General features: G+C 38.0%; 18 protein-coding genes, 2 rRNA genes and 1 riboswitch. Of the genes, 2 read left to right on the top strand and 18 right to left on the bottom strand.

The window, feature by feature from the left end; translation table 11 throughout:
* Positions 1 to 14 precede the first annotated feature (14 nt).
* Both ACFYKX_RS11980 and ACFYKX_RS11975 read right to left on the bottom strand, forming a co-directional pair.
* On the bottom strand, positions 15 to 1,070 hold the full coding sequence (locus ACFYKX_RS11980) for a DUF3048 domain-containing protein (RefSeq protein ID WP_389361235.1): 1,056 nt from the start codon (positions 1,068 to 1,070) through the stop codon (positions 15 to 17).
* 312 nt (positions 1,071 to 1,382) lie between these two features.
* Positions 1,383 to 3,128 carry an adenine deaminase C-terminal domain-containing protein gene (locus tag ACFYKX_RS11975; RefSeq protein ID WP_389361233.1) on the bottom strand — a complete coding sequence of 582 codons (1,746 nt, stop codon included), beginning with the start codon at positions 3,126 to 3,128 and terminating at the stop codon, positions 1,383 to 1,385.
* Between the two features lie 414 nt (positions 3,129 to 3,542).
* Here ACFYKX_RS11975 and ACFYKX_RS11970 point away from each other — a divergent pair, with 414 nt between their 5' ends.
* Positions 3,543 to 3,833 carry a YgaP family membrane protein gene (locus tag ACFYKX_RS11970; RefSeq protein ID WP_389361231.1) on the top strand — a complete coding sequence of 97 codons (291 nt, stop codon included), beginning with the start codon at positions 3,543 to 3,545 and terminating at the stop codon, positions 3,831 to 3,833.
* Positions 3,834 to 3,893: 60 nt separating this feature from the next.
* Positions 3,894 to 4,016, top strand: a complete 123-nt coding sequence (locus ACFYKX_RS11965; protein ID WP_389361511.1) for an EYxxD motif small membrane protein — start codon at positions 3,894 to 3,896, stop codon at positions 4,014 to 4,016.
* Here ACFYKX_RS11965 and purD read toward each other — a convergent pair.
* From purD to ACFYKX_RS11885, 16 genes are all read right to left on the bottom strand, one after another.
* Positions 3,993 to 5,273, bottom strand: coding sequence for a phosphoribosylamine--glycine ligase (purD, locus tag ACFYKX_RS11960; RefSeq protein ID WP_389361229.1), 1,281 nt, complete (start codon positions 5,271 to 5,273; stop codon positions 3,993 to 3,995). The genes ACFYKX_RS11965 and purD overlap by 24 nt on opposite strands.
* 18 nt (positions 5,274 to 5,291) lie before the next feature.
* The gene (purH, locus tag ACFYKX_RS11955) at positions 5,292 to 6,827 is read right to left on the bottom strand and encodes a bifunctional phosphoribosylaminoimidazolecarboxamide formyltransferase/IMP cyclohydrolase (protein ID WP_389361227.1); all 1,536 of its coding nucleotides are present in this window, start codon (positions 6,825 to 6,827) and stop codon (positions 5,292 to 5,294) included.
* 14 nt (positions 6,828 to 6,841) lie between these two features.
* Positions 6,842 to 7,408, bottom strand: a complete 567-nt coding sequence (gene purN, locus ACFYKX_RS11950; protein WP_389361225.1) for a phosphoribosylglycinamide formyltransferase — start codon at positions 7,406 to 7,408, stop codon at positions 6,842 to 6,844.
* Positions 7,409 to 7,431: 23 nt separating this feature from the next.
* A complete protein-coding gene (gene purM / locus ACFYKX_RS11945; RefSeq protein WP_389361223.1) occupies positions 7,432 to 8,460 on the bottom strand; it encodes a phosphoribosylformylglycinamidine cyclo-ligase in 1,029 nt (342 codons plus the stop codon).
* Positions 8,461 to 8,574: 114 nt separating this feature from the next.
* A complete protein-coding gene (gene purF / locus ACFYKX_RS11940) occupies positions 8,575 to 9,987 on the bottom strand; it encodes an amidophosphoribosyltransferase (RefSeq protein WP_389361221.1) in 1,413 nt (470 codons plus the stop codon).
* The gene (purL, locus tag ACFYKX_RS11935) at positions 9,972 to 12,191 is read right to left on the bottom strand and encodes a phosphoribosylformylglycinamidine synthase subunit PurL (RefSeq protein ID WP_389361219.1); all 2,220 of its coding nucleotides are present in this window, start codon (positions 12,189 to 12,191) and stop codon (positions 9,972 to 9,974) included. Before purL ends, purF begins: the two co-directional genes overlap by 16 nt.
* Entirely contained in the window at positions 12,175 to 12,858 is a 684-nt protein-coding gene (purQ, locus tag ACFYKX_RS11930) for a phosphoribosylformylglycinamidine synthase subunit PurQ (RefSeq protein ID WP_389361217.1), read from the bottom strand. The genes purL and purQ overlap by 17 nt, the downstream gene beginning before the upstream one ends.
* Entirely contained in the window at positions 12,855 to 13,109 is a 255-nt protein-coding gene (gene purS / locus ACFYKX_RS11925; protein ID WP_389361215.1) for a phosphoribosylformylglycinamidine synthase subunit PurS, read from the bottom strand. The genes purQ and purS overlap by 4 nt, the downstream gene beginning before the upstream one ends.
* Entirely contained in the window at positions 13,102 to 13,821 is a 720-nt protein-coding gene (purC, locus tag ACFYKX_RS11920) for a phosphoribosylaminoimidazolesuccinocarboxamide synthase (protein ID WP_389361213.1), read from the bottom strand. The genes purS and purC overlap by 8 nt, the downstream gene beginning before the upstream one ends.
* 69 nt (positions 13,822 to 13,890) lie before the next feature.
* Positions 13,891 to 15,183, bottom strand: coding sequence for an adenylosuccinate lyase (gene purB / locus ACFYKX_RS11915; RefSeq protein ID WP_389361211.1), 1,293 nt, complete (start codon positions 15,181 to 15,183; stop codon positions 13,891 to 13,893).
* Between the two features lie 3 nt (positions 15,184 to 15,186).
* Positions 15,187 to 16,341, bottom strand: coding sequence for a 5-(carboxyamino)imidazole ribonucleotide synthase (gene purK / locus ACFYKX_RS11910; protein WP_389361209.1), 1,155 nt, complete (start codon positions 16,339 to 16,341; stop codon positions 15,187 to 15,189).
* Complete coding sequence (gene purE / locus ACFYKX_RS11905; protein WP_389361207.1) at positions 16,328 to 16,816, bottom strand: 5-(carboxyamino)imidazole ribonucleotide mutase; 489 nt, start codon at positions 16,814 to 16,816, stop codon at positions 16,328 to 16,330. The genes purK and purE overlap by 14 nt, the downstream gene beginning before the upstream one ends.
* A gap of 153 nt (positions 16,817 to 16,969) precedes the next feature.
* Positions 16,970 to 17,070: riboswitch (purine riboswitch) on the bottom strand.
* Between the two features lie 99 nt (positions 17,071 to 17,169).
* Positions 17,170 to 17,370, bottom strand: a complete 201-nt coding sequence (locus tag ACFYKX_RS11900; RefSeq protein ID WP_389361205.1) for an NETI motif-containing protein — start codon at positions 17,368 to 17,370, stop codon at positions 17,170 to 17,172.
* Positions 17,367 to 17,909 carry a DUF2179 domain-containing protein gene (locus ACFYKX_RS11895; protein ID WP_389361203.1) on the bottom strand — a complete coding sequence of 181 codons (543 nt, stop codon included), beginning with the start codon at positions 17,907 to 17,909 and terminating at the stop codon, positions 17,367 to 17,369. The genes ACFYKX_RS11900 and ACFYKX_RS11895 overlap by 4 nt, the downstream gene beginning before the upstream one ends.
* A gap of 476 nt (positions 17,910 to 18,385) precedes the next feature.
* Positions 18,386 to 18,502 (bottom strand): 5S ribosomal RNA (gene rrf / locus ACFYKX_RS11890).
* A 130-nt stretch (positions 18,503 to 18,632) separates the two neighbouring features.
* Positions 18,633 to 18,759, bottom strand: a 23S ribosomal RNA gene (locus ACFYKX_RS11885); the annotation flags it as partial.

Genomic DNA, 18,759 nt, shown 5'->3' with positions numbered 1-18,759 from the left:
AAAATCTTGTTATATTATTCCGTTTCAAATGATACCGTTTGCTCTAAACCTGGATTTGATGGGATTACATTAATCCAAGTTTTCCCCGGTAGGAATCCTATTTCTTTCCCATTTAAGAACGGCAGGATTCTACCATCAATATTTTGCCATTCTACTTCATTCCACTTTCCTAGTTGAAGTAAATAAGCTCTTCCTCCAGAAGTTAAATTAATGTCTCTTCTTCCAGCACTATCAATAATTTGATGATCCATTTCTACCACAAATATATTGTCTAGTAAAACTGGATCCTTGCTGTCTGCATCTATCGACTGTTCACCGTTTGAAAAACGCTTATATTTTTTTTGCTCTTCGTCATATTCATAAATCACATTAAATGTTTGGTCTGAAAAATAGGAGATCATTGCTGATAATGCTGATTCCCCGTCAAGGTTTTCAATTTCGTCCTTATTTAGAAAAGCTAGTGACGATGGAGCTTCACTCATGTCGTATCCGATTTTCTCGGCACCCTTTACGATACTTTCAGAAGAGATATACGAATTATGAGGCGCTTTTCTAGTGCTAGATCTTTTGAATAGCGTACCGTCATACTGCATGCCGTTAATATTGTCTACATATCCACTTGATAGCATTTGCTGCGCTTTAGGACTATACCCATGCGCTACATAGAGTGCTTCATACCCCTTTGCTAAATCAATATAATAATCTCGAGCGCTTCTGACTGGTCCAATATTTTCAGGACGGTCACTTTGAAAGATTGCCAAAAATCTAGTGACACTTCCCTCTGCTAATACTTCGTATACAATATCTGCCTTGTGTATCCCTGACTGCGGCCTCGCTTGTGGATGATTATTGATCATAACAGCAAAGGCTCTACCTTCAGCTTCTTCCTCCATTCCTACCCCTGACAATGGATAGTGGTACAAGTATTCTATATCTTCAACCTCTTTAACTACTTCTTGGACTTTTTTCTCTTTATGTTCTTTTGATTCTTCAACTTCTTCTTTGTCATTACTACATCCAGATAGTAAAAATATTGCTACAATTGTTACTACGATCCATTTTTTAAGCATATTACACCCCTATAACTTGAACATTCAGTGGATTCTTTCCATCCTCTCCCAATGGCTCTTTTCATAGACGTATTGCTGTGTAGTTATGTTCTCCAAAAGGCTTATACAATTTGCTATATCCCAAGGATGTGCTTAGAGAAATAATCAATAAACAACAGTCTTTATAAAAAAGCCTACCTATTAAGTCCTAGCCATTGTATCCTTATAATTTTTATAGGAGACTTAGGACAGGTTTAACTAATTTTAGGTTCTGTTTAGTCTAGATGTAATAAGCTACAAAACATTTGAAGACGAAAAGTACTCTTTTACATTTTAACGCATTATCGTCGGAAAGAGTACCATTTTATTCATCACATCATACATCCCCTGCTGAGTCATACGTATATAGGGCAAGTGAGTGGATGAGAAAAACAATAGCGAATAAATGGGATCTGCAAAACGGTAGCCTCTCTCTTTCAAAAGAGATAACAAAATTTTCTCTTCTTCAATTAAGTCTTCAACCCTTTTGTCTGACATAACTCCCTTTAACGGAAGAGAGATCTCATGAAGTACACGATTGTCCTCACTGATGACAATCCCTCCACCTATCTCTTTCATACGATTAAAAGCATTTAAGATGTCTTGTTTACTTTTTCCGATTAAAATAATATCACCTGTGTTAGAAAAAGAGCTAGCTAAACCCGAAAGCTTATTGGCAAACCCTTTAAGAACCGTATTAATTCTCCACTTTCCTTCACGATCCACTAACATAAAAAAGCATTCATCATGTTCCATAGAAAGTTCTTCTAATGAAGCATCAATGGCAATTGAATAAGGTTTTGTAATAACAGAATTCTCCATTTTTATCCCGAACGGCATGGAAAACTGAAGATCATCCACTGTTAAATCCCAATCTAATTGTAACGGACCAAAGCCCAGTTCATTCCAATTTAAATCTTTGTACTCATCCAGCTTTTTATGATCTCGCTTCACCCATTTTCCTTTAGCTAAAACAGAAATCGGAGTTGGATTTTTTTCATCGGTTAAGAAGTTTATATTTGCTACTCTACCTGTAGCAATGTTGCCATGTAGATACTCAAGGTTATAATATCGAGCTACATTTATCGTTCCCATGTTGTAAGCATCAATGACAGGTACTCCCTTTTCAATCGCAATTCGAATCATATGATCAATTAAACCCTGCTCATAAAAAGAAGCGGAAGACCCATCCGTATTAAACATAAATTTATCGTACATATCAATTCCGAGCTCGTGTATCTCATCTAATAGCTTAGGCAAATCTGGTCGTATAGATGAATTCCGAAGTGAAACTGTGTATCCTTGCATGAGACGATTGTAGACTTCCTTACCAGTCATCGCTTCATGATCACAATCTGCACCAAAAAGCATCATCTTGGCCAATGTTTTTTCTGAGGCTCCTGGAAAATGACCTTCAATTTGCTTCCTCATTCTTTTTGCCTCTTGAACCCAGTGGAGCATTAGGTCATCTCCATCTAAAAGCTTAGGCCACCCGGTTAATTCTCCACCTTGTAAGACCGCATCATGCTCGAGCCACGATTTAATATTACTATGTGAGAATGCCAGCTCTTCCTCTTGAATTTCAGTCTGAGCATCAAATCGACACCACCAATACATAGTAGAGGGCATACTACGCATCTCGCTCAACAAAGAAAACGCTTTCTTTTTTTCTAACTGCAAAACAAGGACCATATTATCATTAATAAGTGTCGTCGTTCCAAATTGCGATGCATACGAAGCTAACGAATGGGGATTATATAATTGAAACGGGTGGGCATGGGGTTCAATATAGCCCGGAACTAGATGTAATCCATGACAGTCCACTACTTCACAGTTTTCATCTATGTTTTCTGGTAACATTTCGCCTACATATACAATACGGTCTTTATAAATCCAAATATTAGCTGTCATCCATTTACGGAATGTTTGGTTTAAGTATCGAGCATTCTTTAAAAGTATGGTTGGTGAAAGTTTCCCGTCTAGAATTGAAACGTGTTCACGTATGTGCTTGTTTTTCCAACGGTAACGCTGTTCCAGCACTATGCTCCCCCTCCTTCTTATCAGTTGTATAGGTTATTTTCTCATATAGAATGTCGTTATTCGTATTTTGTCTCAAACACGAAATCGATGCTGCTTCATGGCATCTATTCTTCCTTAAATACAGTAGACACCACAATCCGTTTAGAAGCAGTAAATAGCACTTAATAACAACAAATTTACGAAAAGAGCCTCTGTATGACTTATATATATTTAAGTTAATCCGATAAATTTACTATGTTTTTTGTTTACCCCTAGATTTGCATACGAGGAAACTGATGAAAGCAGGATATATAAAATTTTTTAAAAAAGAAAACCCTTACATGGGTTTCTATATATAGTACCATATTTCATTATTTAACGCATTAAAGAAAAGCAAAAGATTCTACTTAATTTCTTAAAAAAGGAGTGTTCGAAATGAATGTTAAGCCTAACATTGGAATCCTTAATGCTTTAATTCGAATTACATGCGGGTTCACCATTTTAGCATGGAGCACAGCTAAGCTGGTAAAACGTCCTTGGCGCGAATCTTATATTATCGCTGCCATGATGGGTGCCATGAAAGTAGGAGAAGGGATTGTTCGATTCTGCCCTGTAACCGCACTCTTTGAAAGAAGCCAAGAAATGATGCAAAATCAAAATCAACCTAATAACGATGGTGAAAATAAGCAAGTTGAAGATCAAATGATTCCTTATAATCCGACTTAATATTTGTTTGACAGAAATACACCCCCTTCTAATAAAGGGGGTGATCAATCTAAAAAGGAGATGGATATATTGTTTTGGGAATACGTTAGTGATATGTCTTTTATTTTAGTAACAGTTATTGGAAGTATTGTAGCAATTATCTATGCCTATATGCGTCGATCAAATAAGCGAAGTACTAGATAACTTAATCGCCCTATGCCCAATATCATTTCGGTAGAAAACCCCATCACAATCTAAGCTTTGGAGCTCTTTATATACTTTCTTTTGTGCATCCTCTAAAGTGGATGCCTTTACCCCTACTAAAAGGACTCGGCCACCATCTGTTATAAATTCTCCTGCTTCGTTTTTCTTCGTTCCTGCATGAAAAACAAAAGCTTCCTGAGCAACTAGCTCAAGGTCTTTTAAAACTGCACCCTTATCATAGCTTTCAGGATATCCATTTGATGCAACCACAACTCCGACCATTGGTTGCGGATCCCATTCTATTGTGGGGGTCTTACCTTCCAATACAGATTTCATTACTTCTACTAAGTCTGACTTCATTCTAGGTAAGATGACTTGGGTTTCTGGATCACCAAATCTAGCATTAAATTCAATAACCTTAGGACCATCTTCTGTGCTAATTAATCCAGCATATAAAATACCACAGAAGCTTCTTCCTTCTTGAACAAGTGCTTTTGCTGTCGGTTTTAATATAGTTTCGATGGCTGTCTGTACTACTGCATCTCCAATATGAACTACTGGAGAATATGCACCCATTCCACCTGTATTAGGGCCTTTATCATTGTCATATGCACGTTTATGATCTTGGGCAATCTCTAGAGGAGTAACATTTTCTCCATTTACAAAAGCCATTAAAGAGAACTCTTCTCCTGCTAAAAACTGTTCAACTACAACCGTTGAAGAAGCTTCTCCGAACTTTGATTCCAACATCATTTCTTTTAAGCTTGTTATCGCCTCGTCCATTGTCATCGCAACTGTAACACCTTTACCAGCAGCAAGGCCATCAGCTTTAATAACGATTGGAGCACCCTTTAACTCAACATAGGCTTTAGCTTTTTCATAGTCAGTAAAAACCTCAAACTCAGCCGTAGAAATGCTGTATTTCTTCATTATATCTTTTGCAAAAGATTTGCTACCTTCAATTTCAGCTGCTTTCTGATTAGGACCGAAAACCAACATATTAGCTTCTTGAAAACGATCTGCTAATCCTTCTAGTAACGGAACTTCTGGACCAATGATGGTTAAGCCAACTTGATTCTCTTTAGCAAACTGTAGCAATTTTTCCTGTTCATTTTCACCAATAGCTAATCGCTCTGCTACATCGACCATTCCAGCATTACCAGGAGCAACAAATACTTTTGACACTTGCGGACTTTCACTTACTTTTCTACAAATCGCGTGCTCACGTCCACCACGGCCAACCACTAGTACATTCATTTATTCAACCTCCGAATCTTAATGTTTAAAGTGTCTTACTCCTGTAAACACCATAGCAATTCCATATTCGTCTGCCTTTTTAATAGAGTCTTCATCACGAATGGATCCACCAGGCTGAATAATTGCTGTAATTCCTGCTTTTGCTGCTGCTTCTACCGTATCATCCATTGGGAAGAAAGCATCAGATGCTAAAACGGCACCGTTTGATTTTTCACCCGCTTGTTCAAGGGCAATCTTTGCAGCACCAACACGGTTCATTTGACCAGCACCGATTCCAAGAGTCATATCCTTATCGTTTACAACAATCGCATTTGATTTAACATGCTTAACAACCTTCCAACCAAGCTTTAAAGCTTGCCATTCTTCCTCAGATGGCTCTCTTTTTGTCGGAACCGTAATCGTTGCATCTTCAAATGTATAACGGTCTTGATCTTGAACTAACAATCCGCCTTCAATAGACGTTAATTTTGATTCTACTTTTTGACCTTGATCAAATGGAATGGTTAGAAGTCGGATATTCTTTTTGCCTGTTAGGATAGCTAATGCCTCTTCTGAGTATGAAGGAGCAATAATAATTTCTAAGAAGATTTCATGTAATTTTTCAGCAGTTTGCTTATCTACTTCGCGGTTAAGAGCAATAATACCACCGAAAATAGAAACAGGGTCTGCTTCAAATGCCTTAGTAAAAGCACCAAATACATCCTCGCCAGTTCCAACTCCACAAGGGTTCATATGCTTTACAGCTAAAGCTGCTGGTTCCTTGAACTCTTTCACAATTTGTAATGCTGCATCAGCGTCATTTATGTTGTTGTATGAAAGCTCTTTACCATGAAGCTGAGTAGCATTTGCAATCGAGAATGTAGATCCTAATGGCTTACGGTAAAATGCTGCTTTTTGATGAGGATTCTCTCCATAACGTAATGATTGATTAAGCTCATAAGTCACTGTTAATTTTTCAGGTGTTTCTTCCTGTGCTAAATCTGTCATATATTCAGCAATCATCGCATCATATGCTGCTGTGTGACGGAATACTTTCGCAGCAAGCTTACGGCGAGTTTCTTTTTCAACATTGCCGTTTGCTTTAAGCTGTTCAAGCACTACTTCATAATCGGTAGGATCAACTACAACTGTTACATATTCGTGATTCTTTGCAGAAGCACGAAGCATCGTAGGACCACCAATATCGATATTTTCAATCGCATCTTCTACTGTCACATCAGGCTTAGCAATCGTTTGTTGGAAAGGATATAGGTTTACGCACACAAGTTGAATTGGATCAATATTGTGTTCAGCAAGCTGATTAATATGACTTTCCTCAGAGAACTTTGCAAGTAACCCACCATGAATCATAGGATTTAATGTTTTTACACGACCTTCAAGGATTTCAGGAAAACCAGTTACATCACTTACGCCCATCACTGGAATTCCATTCTCTTGTAGCATCTTTTTCGTGCCACCTGTCGAAATAATTTCAAATCCAAGTTCACTTATTTGCTTTGCAAATTCAGCAACGCCATTTTTATCTGATACGCTAATTAAAGCACGCTTTTTCATTAGAAATTGCCTCCTTACGATTGTAAAATCTTCTGAATAACTGCTGGATAAAGCTCGTGTTCGATACTATGAATTTTAGCTTGTAGACTTTCTTTTGTTTCAACTTCACTAATTTCCACTGGTTTTTGCGCTATAATGGGGCCAGTGTCCATACCAGCATCAACATAATGAACCGTAACTCCGCTTACCTTGACTTTTGCATCAAGTGCTTGGCCAATAGCATCCTTCCCAGGAAAAGCTGGAAGTAACGAAGGATGGATATTAATAATTTTGCCTTCAAATTCTGTTAAAAGAGTGGACCCAATCAACCTCATATAGCCAGCTAGAATAATAAAATCTATTTCTTTATCTTTAAGTTCTTTTAAGATTTCAGCTTCATATTCTTCTTTGTTAGCATATTCTTTTGCAGTAAAAGCGAAGAATGGAATGCCTTCACCCTTTGCACGCTCGATAGCAAAAGCACCCACTTTATCACTAACCAAAAGACTAATATTAGCTTCTAGTTCTCCATTTTTAACTGCATCTATAATAGCCTGAAAATTACTACCACTACCGGAAGCAAAAACGGCGATATTCTTCATAATCTTCCTCCGTGTGAAAAAATTTACCCGTTGATCTTAACGCCTTCTTCATTGGAGACAACTCCAATTTGATAAGCTTTTTCGCCATTCTCGTTGAAGTAATGAATAACTTCCTGTGCAATACTTTCGTCTACTGCTACAACCATACCTGTTCCCATATTAAAGATATTGTACATTTCTTTGCGGTCTAGTTCGCCTAATTTCTCCATTAGAGTAAATACAGGTGGGACTGTCCAGCTGTTTTCATCTAATTCCGCTCCAAGTCCTTCAGGCAGCATACGTGGAACGTTTTCAATGAATCCTCCACCAGTAATATGAGCCATTCCCTTAATTTCAAACTTCTTTAATGCCCCTAAAATAGATTTCACATAGATTTTCGTCGGACGTAGAAGTTCCTCACCAAGCGTACACCCTAGTTCTTCAACATGATCTGTTAAAGCCATGTTCGCATTTTCGAAGAAGATTTTTCTCACTAAAGAATAACCATTGCTATGAATCCCACTTGAAGCTAGACCAATTAATACATCACCAGCTTTAATCGTTTCGCCTGTAATAATCGCTGATTTTTCACATGCTCCTACAGCAAATCCAGCTAAGTCATATTCTTCTTCACTATACATTCCTGGCATTTCTGCTGTTTCTCCACCAACTAAAGCACAGCCTGCTTGCTCACAGCCGTCAGCAATTCCTTTTACAATTGCTTCAATTTTGCTGGGTTCTGCCTTTCCACAAGCAATATAGTCTAAGAAGTAAATGGGTTCTGCACCTTGTACAACAATATCATTTACACACATTGCTACAGCATCAATGCCGATTGTATCGTGTTGATCCATCATAAAAGCTAGCATTAACTTTGTTCCAACACCGTCTGTTCCAGAAACTAATACGGGCTCCTTAAGGTTAAGTGCCGAAAGATCAAACATTCCACCAAATCCGCCTAATCCACCAATAACTCCAGGACGCATTGTCTTTTGAACATGTTTCTTCATTCTAGAAACAGCCTCATACCCTGCTTCTATATTTACACCTGCTTGTTTATAAGCGTTTGCCATTTGAATCCTCCTATAAAAGGGATAGATATAGTCATATTTCATATTAAAAGAAAAGCGACATCGATTTAGTACAATGTCGCTTCCTGAAGTTTCAGTCATCTAATAGAATGTTTCTTAAACCTTTTCATACGGATGAAGTGTGCTCGGATAAATTTCTGTTGGATATTTACCTGTAAAACAAGCTAAACATTGACCACAATTTTCATCCTGGCTGTCTCTTCCGATTGCTTCATTCATGCCTTCAACACTTAGGAAGGTTAATGTATCCGCACCAATTAATTGTCTTATCTCTTCTACTGAATGATTAGAAGCAATTAATTCTTCCTTAGTAGATGTATCAATTCCATAGAAACAAGGATGTGTGATAGGCGGTGAGCTAATCACCACATGCACTTCAAGCGCACCAGCATCTTTTAACATGTTAACGATGCGACGACTTGTTGTTCCTCGTACAATGGAGTCATCAACCATGATTACTCGTTTGCCTTCAACAACACCACGTACAGGAGAAAGCTTCATTTTCACTCCCTGTTCCCTTAGTGATTGAGAAGGTTGGATAAATGTTCTACCAACATATCTATTTTTAATTAATCCCATTTCATATGGAATTCCAGAAGCTTCTGCATATCCGATCGCTGCGGAGATACTTGAATCCGGAACACCTGTTACAACATCAGCCTCAATCGGAGCTTCCATCGCAAGTCTTTTACCTAAGTTCTTTCTAGCTGTATGGACATTAATGCCTTGGATATTGCTATCTGGACGAGAGAAATATACATATTCCATCGTACACATGGCTTGGTTAGAGGCAATCGAATACATTTCAGATTGGATGCCTTCATCATTAATAATGACTAATTCCCCTGCAATTACGTCACGAACAAACTCTGCACCGACTACATCTAATGCACAGGTTTCAGAAGCGATGACATAAGCATCTCCAAGCTTTCCAATTGAAAGTGGACGCATTCCATTAGGATCTAAAGCCACCATAAGCTCTGTTTCTGTCATGATTAAAAATGCATAAGCACCTTTTAACATGGATAGTGCATTTTTCACACGGTCTTTAAGAGAGGCTGATCCACCACGTTTAATTAAGTGAGCTAGTACCTCTGTATCTGAACTTGTTTGAAAAATGCTACCTTGACCTTCAAGCTGATGTTTTAAAGCTGTTGCATTCACAAGATTCCCGTTGTGGGCAAGTGCTAGACTACCAGTTTGAGAGTGGAATAGTAATGGCTGAACATTTTCATAGCCACTTCCACCAGCTGTAGCATACCTTACGTGACCAATAGCTGCTTTACCTACAAGTTCCTGGATTGCTTCAGCAGAGAAAATTTCAGCTACAAGACCTTCCCCTTTAAGGCCTTTAAGCTTTTCCCCATCTGTTACTACCATTCCAGTACCTTCTTGGCCACGATGCTGCAAGCTGTGTAGACCATAATAAGTAATCTGGGAGGCATTAGGATGCCCCCAAACCCCAAATATTCCACACTCTTCGTTTAAACCCCTTAACTCAGCAAGCATGGAATAGCTCCTTTCCAAGCATTCTTCATTTCTTCTACTTGTTGTTCTACTAGAGTTCCTTGTTCTGAAGAAATTCGAAGAACTGGTGTTTCAATAACTGTTCCAATAAGCTTTGCATCTACTAAACTTTCAAATTGCTCTTGATCTTCTTTTTTCACTGTTAATAAGAAGCGAGATTGTGTTTCACTAAAAAGTGCAGAGACATTGTTTCCATCAACCGTTACCTCTGCTCCTAAACCTTCGCTACCAATTAAACTTTCAGCTAACGCAACCGCTAGACCACCTTCTGCTAAATCATGAGCTGAAGCCACAACACCTGCACGGATAGCGCCTAGTACTTGACCTTGATGCTTTGCTTCTACTTCAACATTTAACTCTGGTGCTTTTCCAAAAATTCTACCGTAAGTTAATTTTTGAAGCTCACTACCACCAAATTCATCTTTTGTTTCACCTAAAAGATAAATTAGGTCTCCTTCGTTTTTAAAGTTTTGTGTCGTAACATGATCTAAATCTTGAACTAAACCGACCATCCCAACTACCGGGGTTGGATAAACAGCCGTTCCATTCGTTTCGTTGTAAAGCGATACGTTTCCACCAATAACTGGTGTGTTTAATCCACGGCATGCTGCACTCATTCCATCAACCGCTTTTTCGAACTGCCAAAAGATTTCTGGTTTTTCAGGGTTACCAAAGTTTAAGCAGTCTGTAATTGCTAATGGCTCAGCCCCAGATGCAACAATGTTTCTAGCTGCTTCTGCTACAGCAATCTTCCCACCTGTTTCTGGATCTAAATAGATATAACGAGAGTTACAATCCGTTGTCATCGCTAATGCTTTACGAGTACCACGAATACGAACTACCGCTGCATCTGAACCTGGTGAAACAACTGTATTTGTACGAACCATATAGTCATATTGATTGTAAACCCACTCTTTACTTGCAATAGTAGGTTGTTTTAATAAGTTTACAAGAGTTTCGTTGTAGTCTTCTACTTCAGGAATAACATTTTCCATCGCTTGGAACTCACGGAAATATGCAGGTTCACTTGATGGCTTATGATATACTGGAGCATCTTCTGCTAATGCATCTGCAGGAACGTTTGCTACTACTTTACCATTGTGTACTAAGCGAAGCATTTTATCGTCTGTTACAACACCAATAGCTACTGCTTCTAAATCATATTTAGAGAACAAATCAACGATTTCTTGCTCTCTTCCTTTTTTTACAACGATTAACATACGCTCTTGAGATTCTGATAGCATCATTTCGTATGCAGTCATTCCTCTTTCACGCTGAGGAACAAGGTCTAGGTTCATTTCGATACCCGATCCAGCTTTACTTGCCATCTCTGCAGATGAACTTGTTAGTCCAGCTGCACCCATGTCTTGAATTCCTACTAATGCATCAGATTGAACTAGCTCTAAGCAAGCTTCTAGTAAAAGCTTCTCCATAAATGGATCGCCTACTTGAACTGCTGGACGCTTCTCATCGGATTGTTCTGTTAGCTCCTCAGAAGCAAATGTTGCACCGTGAATTCCATCACGACCCGTTTTTGCACCAACGTACATAACTGTATTTCCAACACCGTGTGCTTGACCTTTTTTAATATCTTTATGATCAATTAATCCCACACACATTGCGTTAACTAATGGATTACCTTCATAAGCAGCATCGAATTGAACTTCTCCACCAACAGTTGGAATACCGATGCAGTTACCGTAACCAGCAATCCCAGCTACTACTTCTTTAAAAAGATATTTCACACGAGCTGAAGAATCTAATTCTCCAAAACGTAGTGAGTTTAAAAGAGCAATAGGTCTTGCTCCCATCGAGAATACGTCACGGATAATCCCACCTACACCAGTTGCTGCACCTTGATAAGGCTCAATTGCAGAAGGGTGGTTATGGCTTTCAATTTTAAAAACAACTGCTTGCTCGTCACCAATATCAACGATTCCAGCGCCTTCTCCTGGTCCTTGAAGAACTCTTTCTCCAGTAGTAGGGAATTTTCTTAATACAGGCTTTGAGTTTTTATAGCTGCAATGTTCAGACCACATAACAGAGAACAAACCTGTTTCTGTATAGTTTGGTGTACGACCTAGAATTTTTTCAACCATCGCAAATTCATCATCGGAAAGACCCATTTGCTGATATATTTTTTCTGCTTTAATCTGTTCTGGATTTGGCTCAAGCATTAATGACATTTGCTTCCCTCCATTGTTTTACGATAGATTTGAAAAGTTTAAGACCGTCTGCTCCACCTAAAAGCTCATCAACTGCTCTTTCTGGGTGAGGCATCATTCCAAGGACATTACCCTTTTCGTTCACGATACCTGCAATATTTTCTAAACTTCCGTTTGGATTGTTATCATAAGTGAAAACAATTTGATTGTTGTCTTTTAACTGTTGTAAAGTTTCTTGATCGCAGTAGTAATTACCTTCTCCATGTGCAATCGGAATCATAATTACTTCACCTTGGCTATATTCTGACGAAAACATCGTTTCGTTATTTTCAACTTTTAATTGAACTGGCTTACAAATAAATTTTAAGCTTTCATTACGTCTCATTGCCCCTGGTAGCAATCCAGATTCAAGTAGAATTTGAAACCCGTTACAAACTCCAAGAACAGGCTTCCCAGCTTCAGCAGCCTTCACAACCTCTTGCATAACATTACTGAAACGAGCAATTGCGCCTGAACGCAAGTAATCTCCGTAAGAGAATCCACCAGGTAAAAGAATACCGTCGAATTCATCTAGGTTCTTAACATCATGCCAAACATATTCTACTTCTTCGCCTAATTCATCCTTAATCGCATGAAACATATCAATGTCACAGTTCGACCCTGGGAATACCACTACAGCAAATTTCACTGTGAAACACACTCCTCTATCTCAAAGCGATAGTCTTCAATAACCGTGTTAGCTAAGATTTTTTCACATGCTTCCCTTACAACATCTTCCACGTTACGATCCGATTTCTCAATCGTTAACTCCATATACTTACCAATACGAACATCAGAAACTTCATTGAAATTTAAAGTGTGTAAAGAGTTCTTAACGACTGTTCCTTGTGGATCTAAAACGCTTTCTCTTAATGTTACATAAACTTTAACTTTATACATGTGAAGGGCCTCCAAGTCTTTGTAAAATATTTTCGTAAGCTTCTGTTAAATTACCTAAATCTCTACGGAATACATCTTTATCTAGCTTTGCATTTGTTTCCATATCCCACAAACGGCATGTGTCAGGTGAAATCTCATCTGCTAATAGAATTTCGCCAGATTCATCTTTACCAAACTCCAGTTTGAAATCTGTTAGCTGAATCCCTAATTCTTTAAAAAAGCTTGTTAATACTTCATTAACTTTCAATGCTTTTTCCTTTAGAACAGCAACTTCTTCTTTCGTAGCAAGCTCAAGGACATCTATTTGATCATCTGTTAAAAGAGGATCGCCTAAATCATCATTTTTTAAGTAGAATTCTATTAACGGCTTCGAAAGACGTTGCCCCTCTTCTACTCCCAATCTTTTTGAAAAGCTTCCAGCAGCAACATTTCTAACAACTGTTTCTAATGGAATGATAGAAACCTTTTTAACAAGTTGCTCTGTTTCAGAAAGTTGTTGGATGAAATGTGAAGGCACGCCTTCATTGTGTAACTTTGAAAATATTAAACTAGTAATTTGGTTATTCAAACGGCCTTTACCCGTGATTTCAGCTTTCTTTTCACCATTGAACGCCGTAGCTGAATCTTTATACTCAATCCACACAACATTTTCATCGTCTGTTAAATACACACTTTTTGCTTTTCCTTCGTACAATAACGCTCCTTTTTCCATGGACTAAGAGAGCCTCCTTATTGGGAATAGTTACATCAATGATGTCGGGCTCAATTAGCCCGACACTTTTTAAAGACCAAGTCTTTCGAAAACTGTATCTACGTGTTTAATGTGGTAGTTATAATCAAAGCATTCTTCAATTTCAGCTGGTGAAAGCTTTGATGTAATCTTCTCATCAGCTTCAATGATGTTACGGAAATGAACTTGTGTTTCCCAAGCTTCCATTGCTTTTGGCTGAACGGTATCATAAGCCTCTTCACGAGTAAGCCCTTTGTCGATTAGAGCAAGTAACACTCGTTGTGAGTAGATGATTCCAAACGTACGGTCCATATTGCGCTTCATATTCTCTGGGAATACCGTTAAATTTTTAACGATGTTACCAAAACGGTTTAGCATATAATTTAGAGCGATTGTTGCATCAGGGATGATAATTCTTTCAGCAGAAGAGTGTGAAATATCTCTTTCATGCCATAATGGAACGTTCTCATAAGCTGTTAACATATAACCACGGATAACACGAGCAAGTCCTGTCATGTTTTCAGAGCCGATTGGATTACGCTTATGCGGCATTGCGGATGAGCCTTTTTGTCCTTTAGCAAAAAACTCTTCCACTTCACGAGTTTCACTCTTCTGTAATCCGCGAATTTCGACAGCAAATTTCTCTATAGAAGACGCAATTAATGCAAGTGTCGACATGTAATGTGCATGACGATCACGTTGAAGTGTTTGAGTTGAGATTGGAGCTGGTTGAATCCCTAATTTCTCACATACATACTTCTCAACAAATGGATCAATGTTCGCATATGTTCCAACTGCACCTGACATTTTTCCAAACTCAATACCTGCTGCAGCGTGTTTAAAGCGCTCAAGATTACGCTTCATTTCCTCGTACCATAAACCAAGCTTTAATCCGAAAGTAGTTGGCTCTGCATGTACTCCATGTGTACGACCCATCATAACGGTATATTTATGTTCTTGAGCTTTATTTTTTAATATTTCAACGAAGTTCTCAATGTCGTTTAATAAAATTTCGTTTGCTTGTTTAATTAAGTATGAAAGGGCTGTATCAACAACATCTGTAGAAGTTAGCCCGTAGTGTACCCATTTTCTTTCTTCTCCAAGTGTTTCTGAAACGGCTCTCGTAAATGCAATAACGTCATGTCTTGTTTCTTCTTCAATTTCCTTAATACGGTTTATATCAAAAGAAGCATTTTCACGAATTTTTTGTACATCTTCTCTTGGAATATCACCTAGTTCTACCCAAGCTTCACATGCTAAAATTTCAACCTCTAACCAAGCTTTGAATTTGTTTTCCTCTGTCCAAATCGCTCCCATTTCTGGGCGTGTATAACGTTCAATCATCTTTTATCCCCCGATCTTTTCCTTCACATTTTCCCAAATCTGACTGTTTTCTATTTCGGCAAGTGTGTCTTCTATAGAGTTCGTTAATACAGTAACATGACCCATTTTTCTTTTTACTTTTGCCTCTTTTTTACCGTACAAGTGGATCTTCCAATTTGGAGTAGTTGGAACATTGTCTATTAAATCCTGTTGATGTTCTCCTAGTACATTAACCATTACGACCGGCTTTAATAATTCAGTACTTCCTAATGGCCAATTACATACAGCACGTATATGCTGTTCAAACTGAGAAGTCTCGCAAGCTTCAATTGAGTAATGACCTGAGTTATGTGGTCTTGGTGCCAGTTCGTTTATATATATATCACTATCTTTAGTTAGGAACATCTCAACAGCTAATGTACCCACTAGACCAAGTGCTTCAGCTATTTGTTTTGCCATGCTAATAGCTTTGTCTTTCTCATCTTCCTTAATTCTTGCAGGAACGATCGTTTGATGAAGAATATTGTCTTTATGAATATTCTCTCCTACAGGGAATACTTCAGTCTGACCAGATGAGTTTCGTACAACAATGACTGAAATTTCTTTATCAAATGGAATCCATTTTTCAAGCACACAGATTCCTTTTTTCAAAAGCTCTTCACCTTTAAAAATATCCTGCTCCGATTTTATAACGAGTTGACCTTTTCCGTCGTAGCCACCACGTGCTGTCTTTAATACGGAAGGGTAACCTAATGTTGAAATGGAGTCATATATATCTTCCACCGTTTCGATCACTGCATAAGGTGCAACTTCAACACCTGCACGTTCAATTGCTGCCTTTTCAGTTATCCGGTTCTGAGTTATTTCTAAAAGCTTCGTTCCTTGAGGAACATATGCATGTTCATACAGCCACTGAAGAGCTTGAGCATCAATATTTTCAAACTCGTATGTGATGACATCACTTGCTTCCGAAAGTTGCTTAATGGCTTCTATATCATGATAATCGCCGATAATTTTAATATCAGATACTTGACCACATGGAGAATCCTCCACTGGATCTAGGACAGCAATCCTGAACCCCTGTGCTTTTGCAGCTAGAGCCATCATTCTTCCTAATTGTCCTCCGCCTATAATTCCAATTGTTTGCCCTGGTAAAATGACTTTACTAGACAAGTTCATCACTACTTTCTAAGACGGCGTTTTTTGTATCTTCTCTCATACTCTCTAACTTTAAGGCTATTTCTTCATCAAACGCACCAAGTATTTGAGCCGCTAGCAACCCAGCATTCGTCGCACCAGCTTTCCCAATAGCAACCGTCGCAACTGGCACCCCGCCAGGCATTTGAACGATTGAAAGCAAAGAATCCAATCCATTTAAAGCCTTTGATTGAACCGGGACACCGATAACTGGAAGAGTTGTTTTAGCTGCTACCATACCTGGTAAATGCGCTGCTCCCCCTGCACCTGCTATGATTACTTTAATGCCACGACCTCTGGCATTTTCCGCAAATTCAAACATTAGATCCGGGGTTCGATGAGCAGAAACTACTTTCTTTTCATAATTTACCTCTAATTTATCAAGCACTTCACAAGCATGCTTCATTGTTTCCCAATCAGACTTACTCCCCATTATGATGGCAACTTGAGTTGTCATATTCTCCCTCCAGATCTTTACTTATGTGCTATCTTTATTCTAAATTAAAAAGCCCGGACAGACTGTTCCCTCTATAAGAGAAAGCAATCTGTCCGGGCTTAAATGTTTACGGTTACCTTTTTATGTAGAAACCCACAAAAAGGACTAGTCCGGGCCATATCTACTTTCCCTCATAGTCCGATATTTTACGGATATCGGGTAGAAACTTATGGGCCATATTCCCATTATATATGAGGGTATTTAATTAAACGTATCTGTTATCACCATATTCATCTTAACAACTGTGAACATTCTATGTCAACACAAAAATCGAACGTTTATCATTTTCAGACAATTTAATGTTCGGATTTTACTTAATCATTCTTTTTGGCTTCAAAAAGAATCTGTCTACCAATCGGTTCATATGAAACTGTATCCCCATTCATTATTTCTTTAAAAATGGGCTTTTCAGTCCTTCTAAATGGAGTATATCCCTCACTTTGGATTCGATCCATACATTGGCTAATCGTTTCATTTTCAAGCACTTCAAATACTTTCTTATTTCCTTTACTCATGAAAATAATTTTCCTTTCTTAACTGATTTCACCCAGAAGCCTCCATGAATAGTTTTTGGCTCATATGCAATAATAAATGCTTTCGGATCTAGTTCCTTTATCGTGTTATATAGTTTCAGTTCATATTTTCTCGGGGTTAAAATCTGCATAGCCATGCGGTCACCTTCTAATCCATTTGCCGCCCAATTCGTTACCCCATAGCCTTTATCTCTTAAAATTTTCGGTAAATTCTTATCATATTCTTTTGTAATTACATTTACTGTAATATATCCAAGAGCTAACTTCTCTTCAATTTTCATCCCAACAATAACACCAATACCATATCCTACTGCATACGCGATTAAATTTTCTATTTTGTTGAGGTTGTCTAACACTAGACCTAAACCTATTACATAAATAACCACTTCAATCATGCTAAGAAAAGCCGCTAAATATCTCTGCCCTTTTAAGGTAAGAATCATTCTTATTGTAAAAAAAGAGACATAAACGATATTTATAATCAAAATGATGGCAATCATCACAAGACTATTTTCTAACATAAATATTCCCCCCTCTAATATGAGGCCTCTAATCATATAACCTTAGCCTTACTTATATAGAGTTATTAAGAGACCTGTTTTCGTATACAAATAACCAGAGATAAAAAACCTTTTTAACTCCAGTAAAAACAAGTATGTAATTCCCTATTGTACAGAAAAAACCGCATTTTGCGAACCTTTTTGAATGAGTTTATATTGGTATATAAATGAAGCATAGTATTTTTTATATTATTTACCTTATATCAAGCGAATGAAACAAATTAATTACTTCCAATATTTATATCTAGTTTCTTCCTATTATATATGTTAGAAAATTTTGAAATAAATGATGTTTTCGATGTTCTCAAAATCAGAATAATTTAGATGGCAAGTTTATGATGGATTGATTGTATTAAAATTGATTTCTAATGGATATTAAAATGTAAACCTTTATAAAACACAAAAAACGAGTATCCTCATCAGATACTCGTTACATTGCCTGGCGACGTCCTACTCTCACAAGGGGACAGCCCCTAACTACCATTGGCGCTGAGAAGCTTAACTTCCGTGTTCGGTATGGGAACGGGTGTGACCTTCTCGCCATCATCACCAGACTATTATTAAATTGAGAAACTTATGTTCACTTACGTGAATATAAGGAGAGTTATTTTGACTAGCGTCAAAAAACTTTATTCCCTCAAAACTAGATAATGCTATGAAGAAGAAGTAAGTCGAGTAATCAATTTGGTTAAGTCCTCGATCGATTAGTATCAGTCAGCTCCACACGTCACCGCGCTTCCACCTCTGACCTATCAACCTGATCATCTTTCAGGGATCTTACTAGCTTGCGCTATGGGAAATCTCATCTTGA

The sequence above is a fragment of the Cytobacillus spartinae genome (genome assembly GCF_042865285.1).
Taxonomy (GTDB): domain Bacteria; phylum Bacillota; class Bacilli; order Bacillales; family Cytobacillaceae; genus Robertmurraya_A; species Robertmurraya_A spartinae.
Note: the sequence above shows the minus strand (reverse complement) of the source record. Positions and strands in the feature narration are given on the sequence as shown.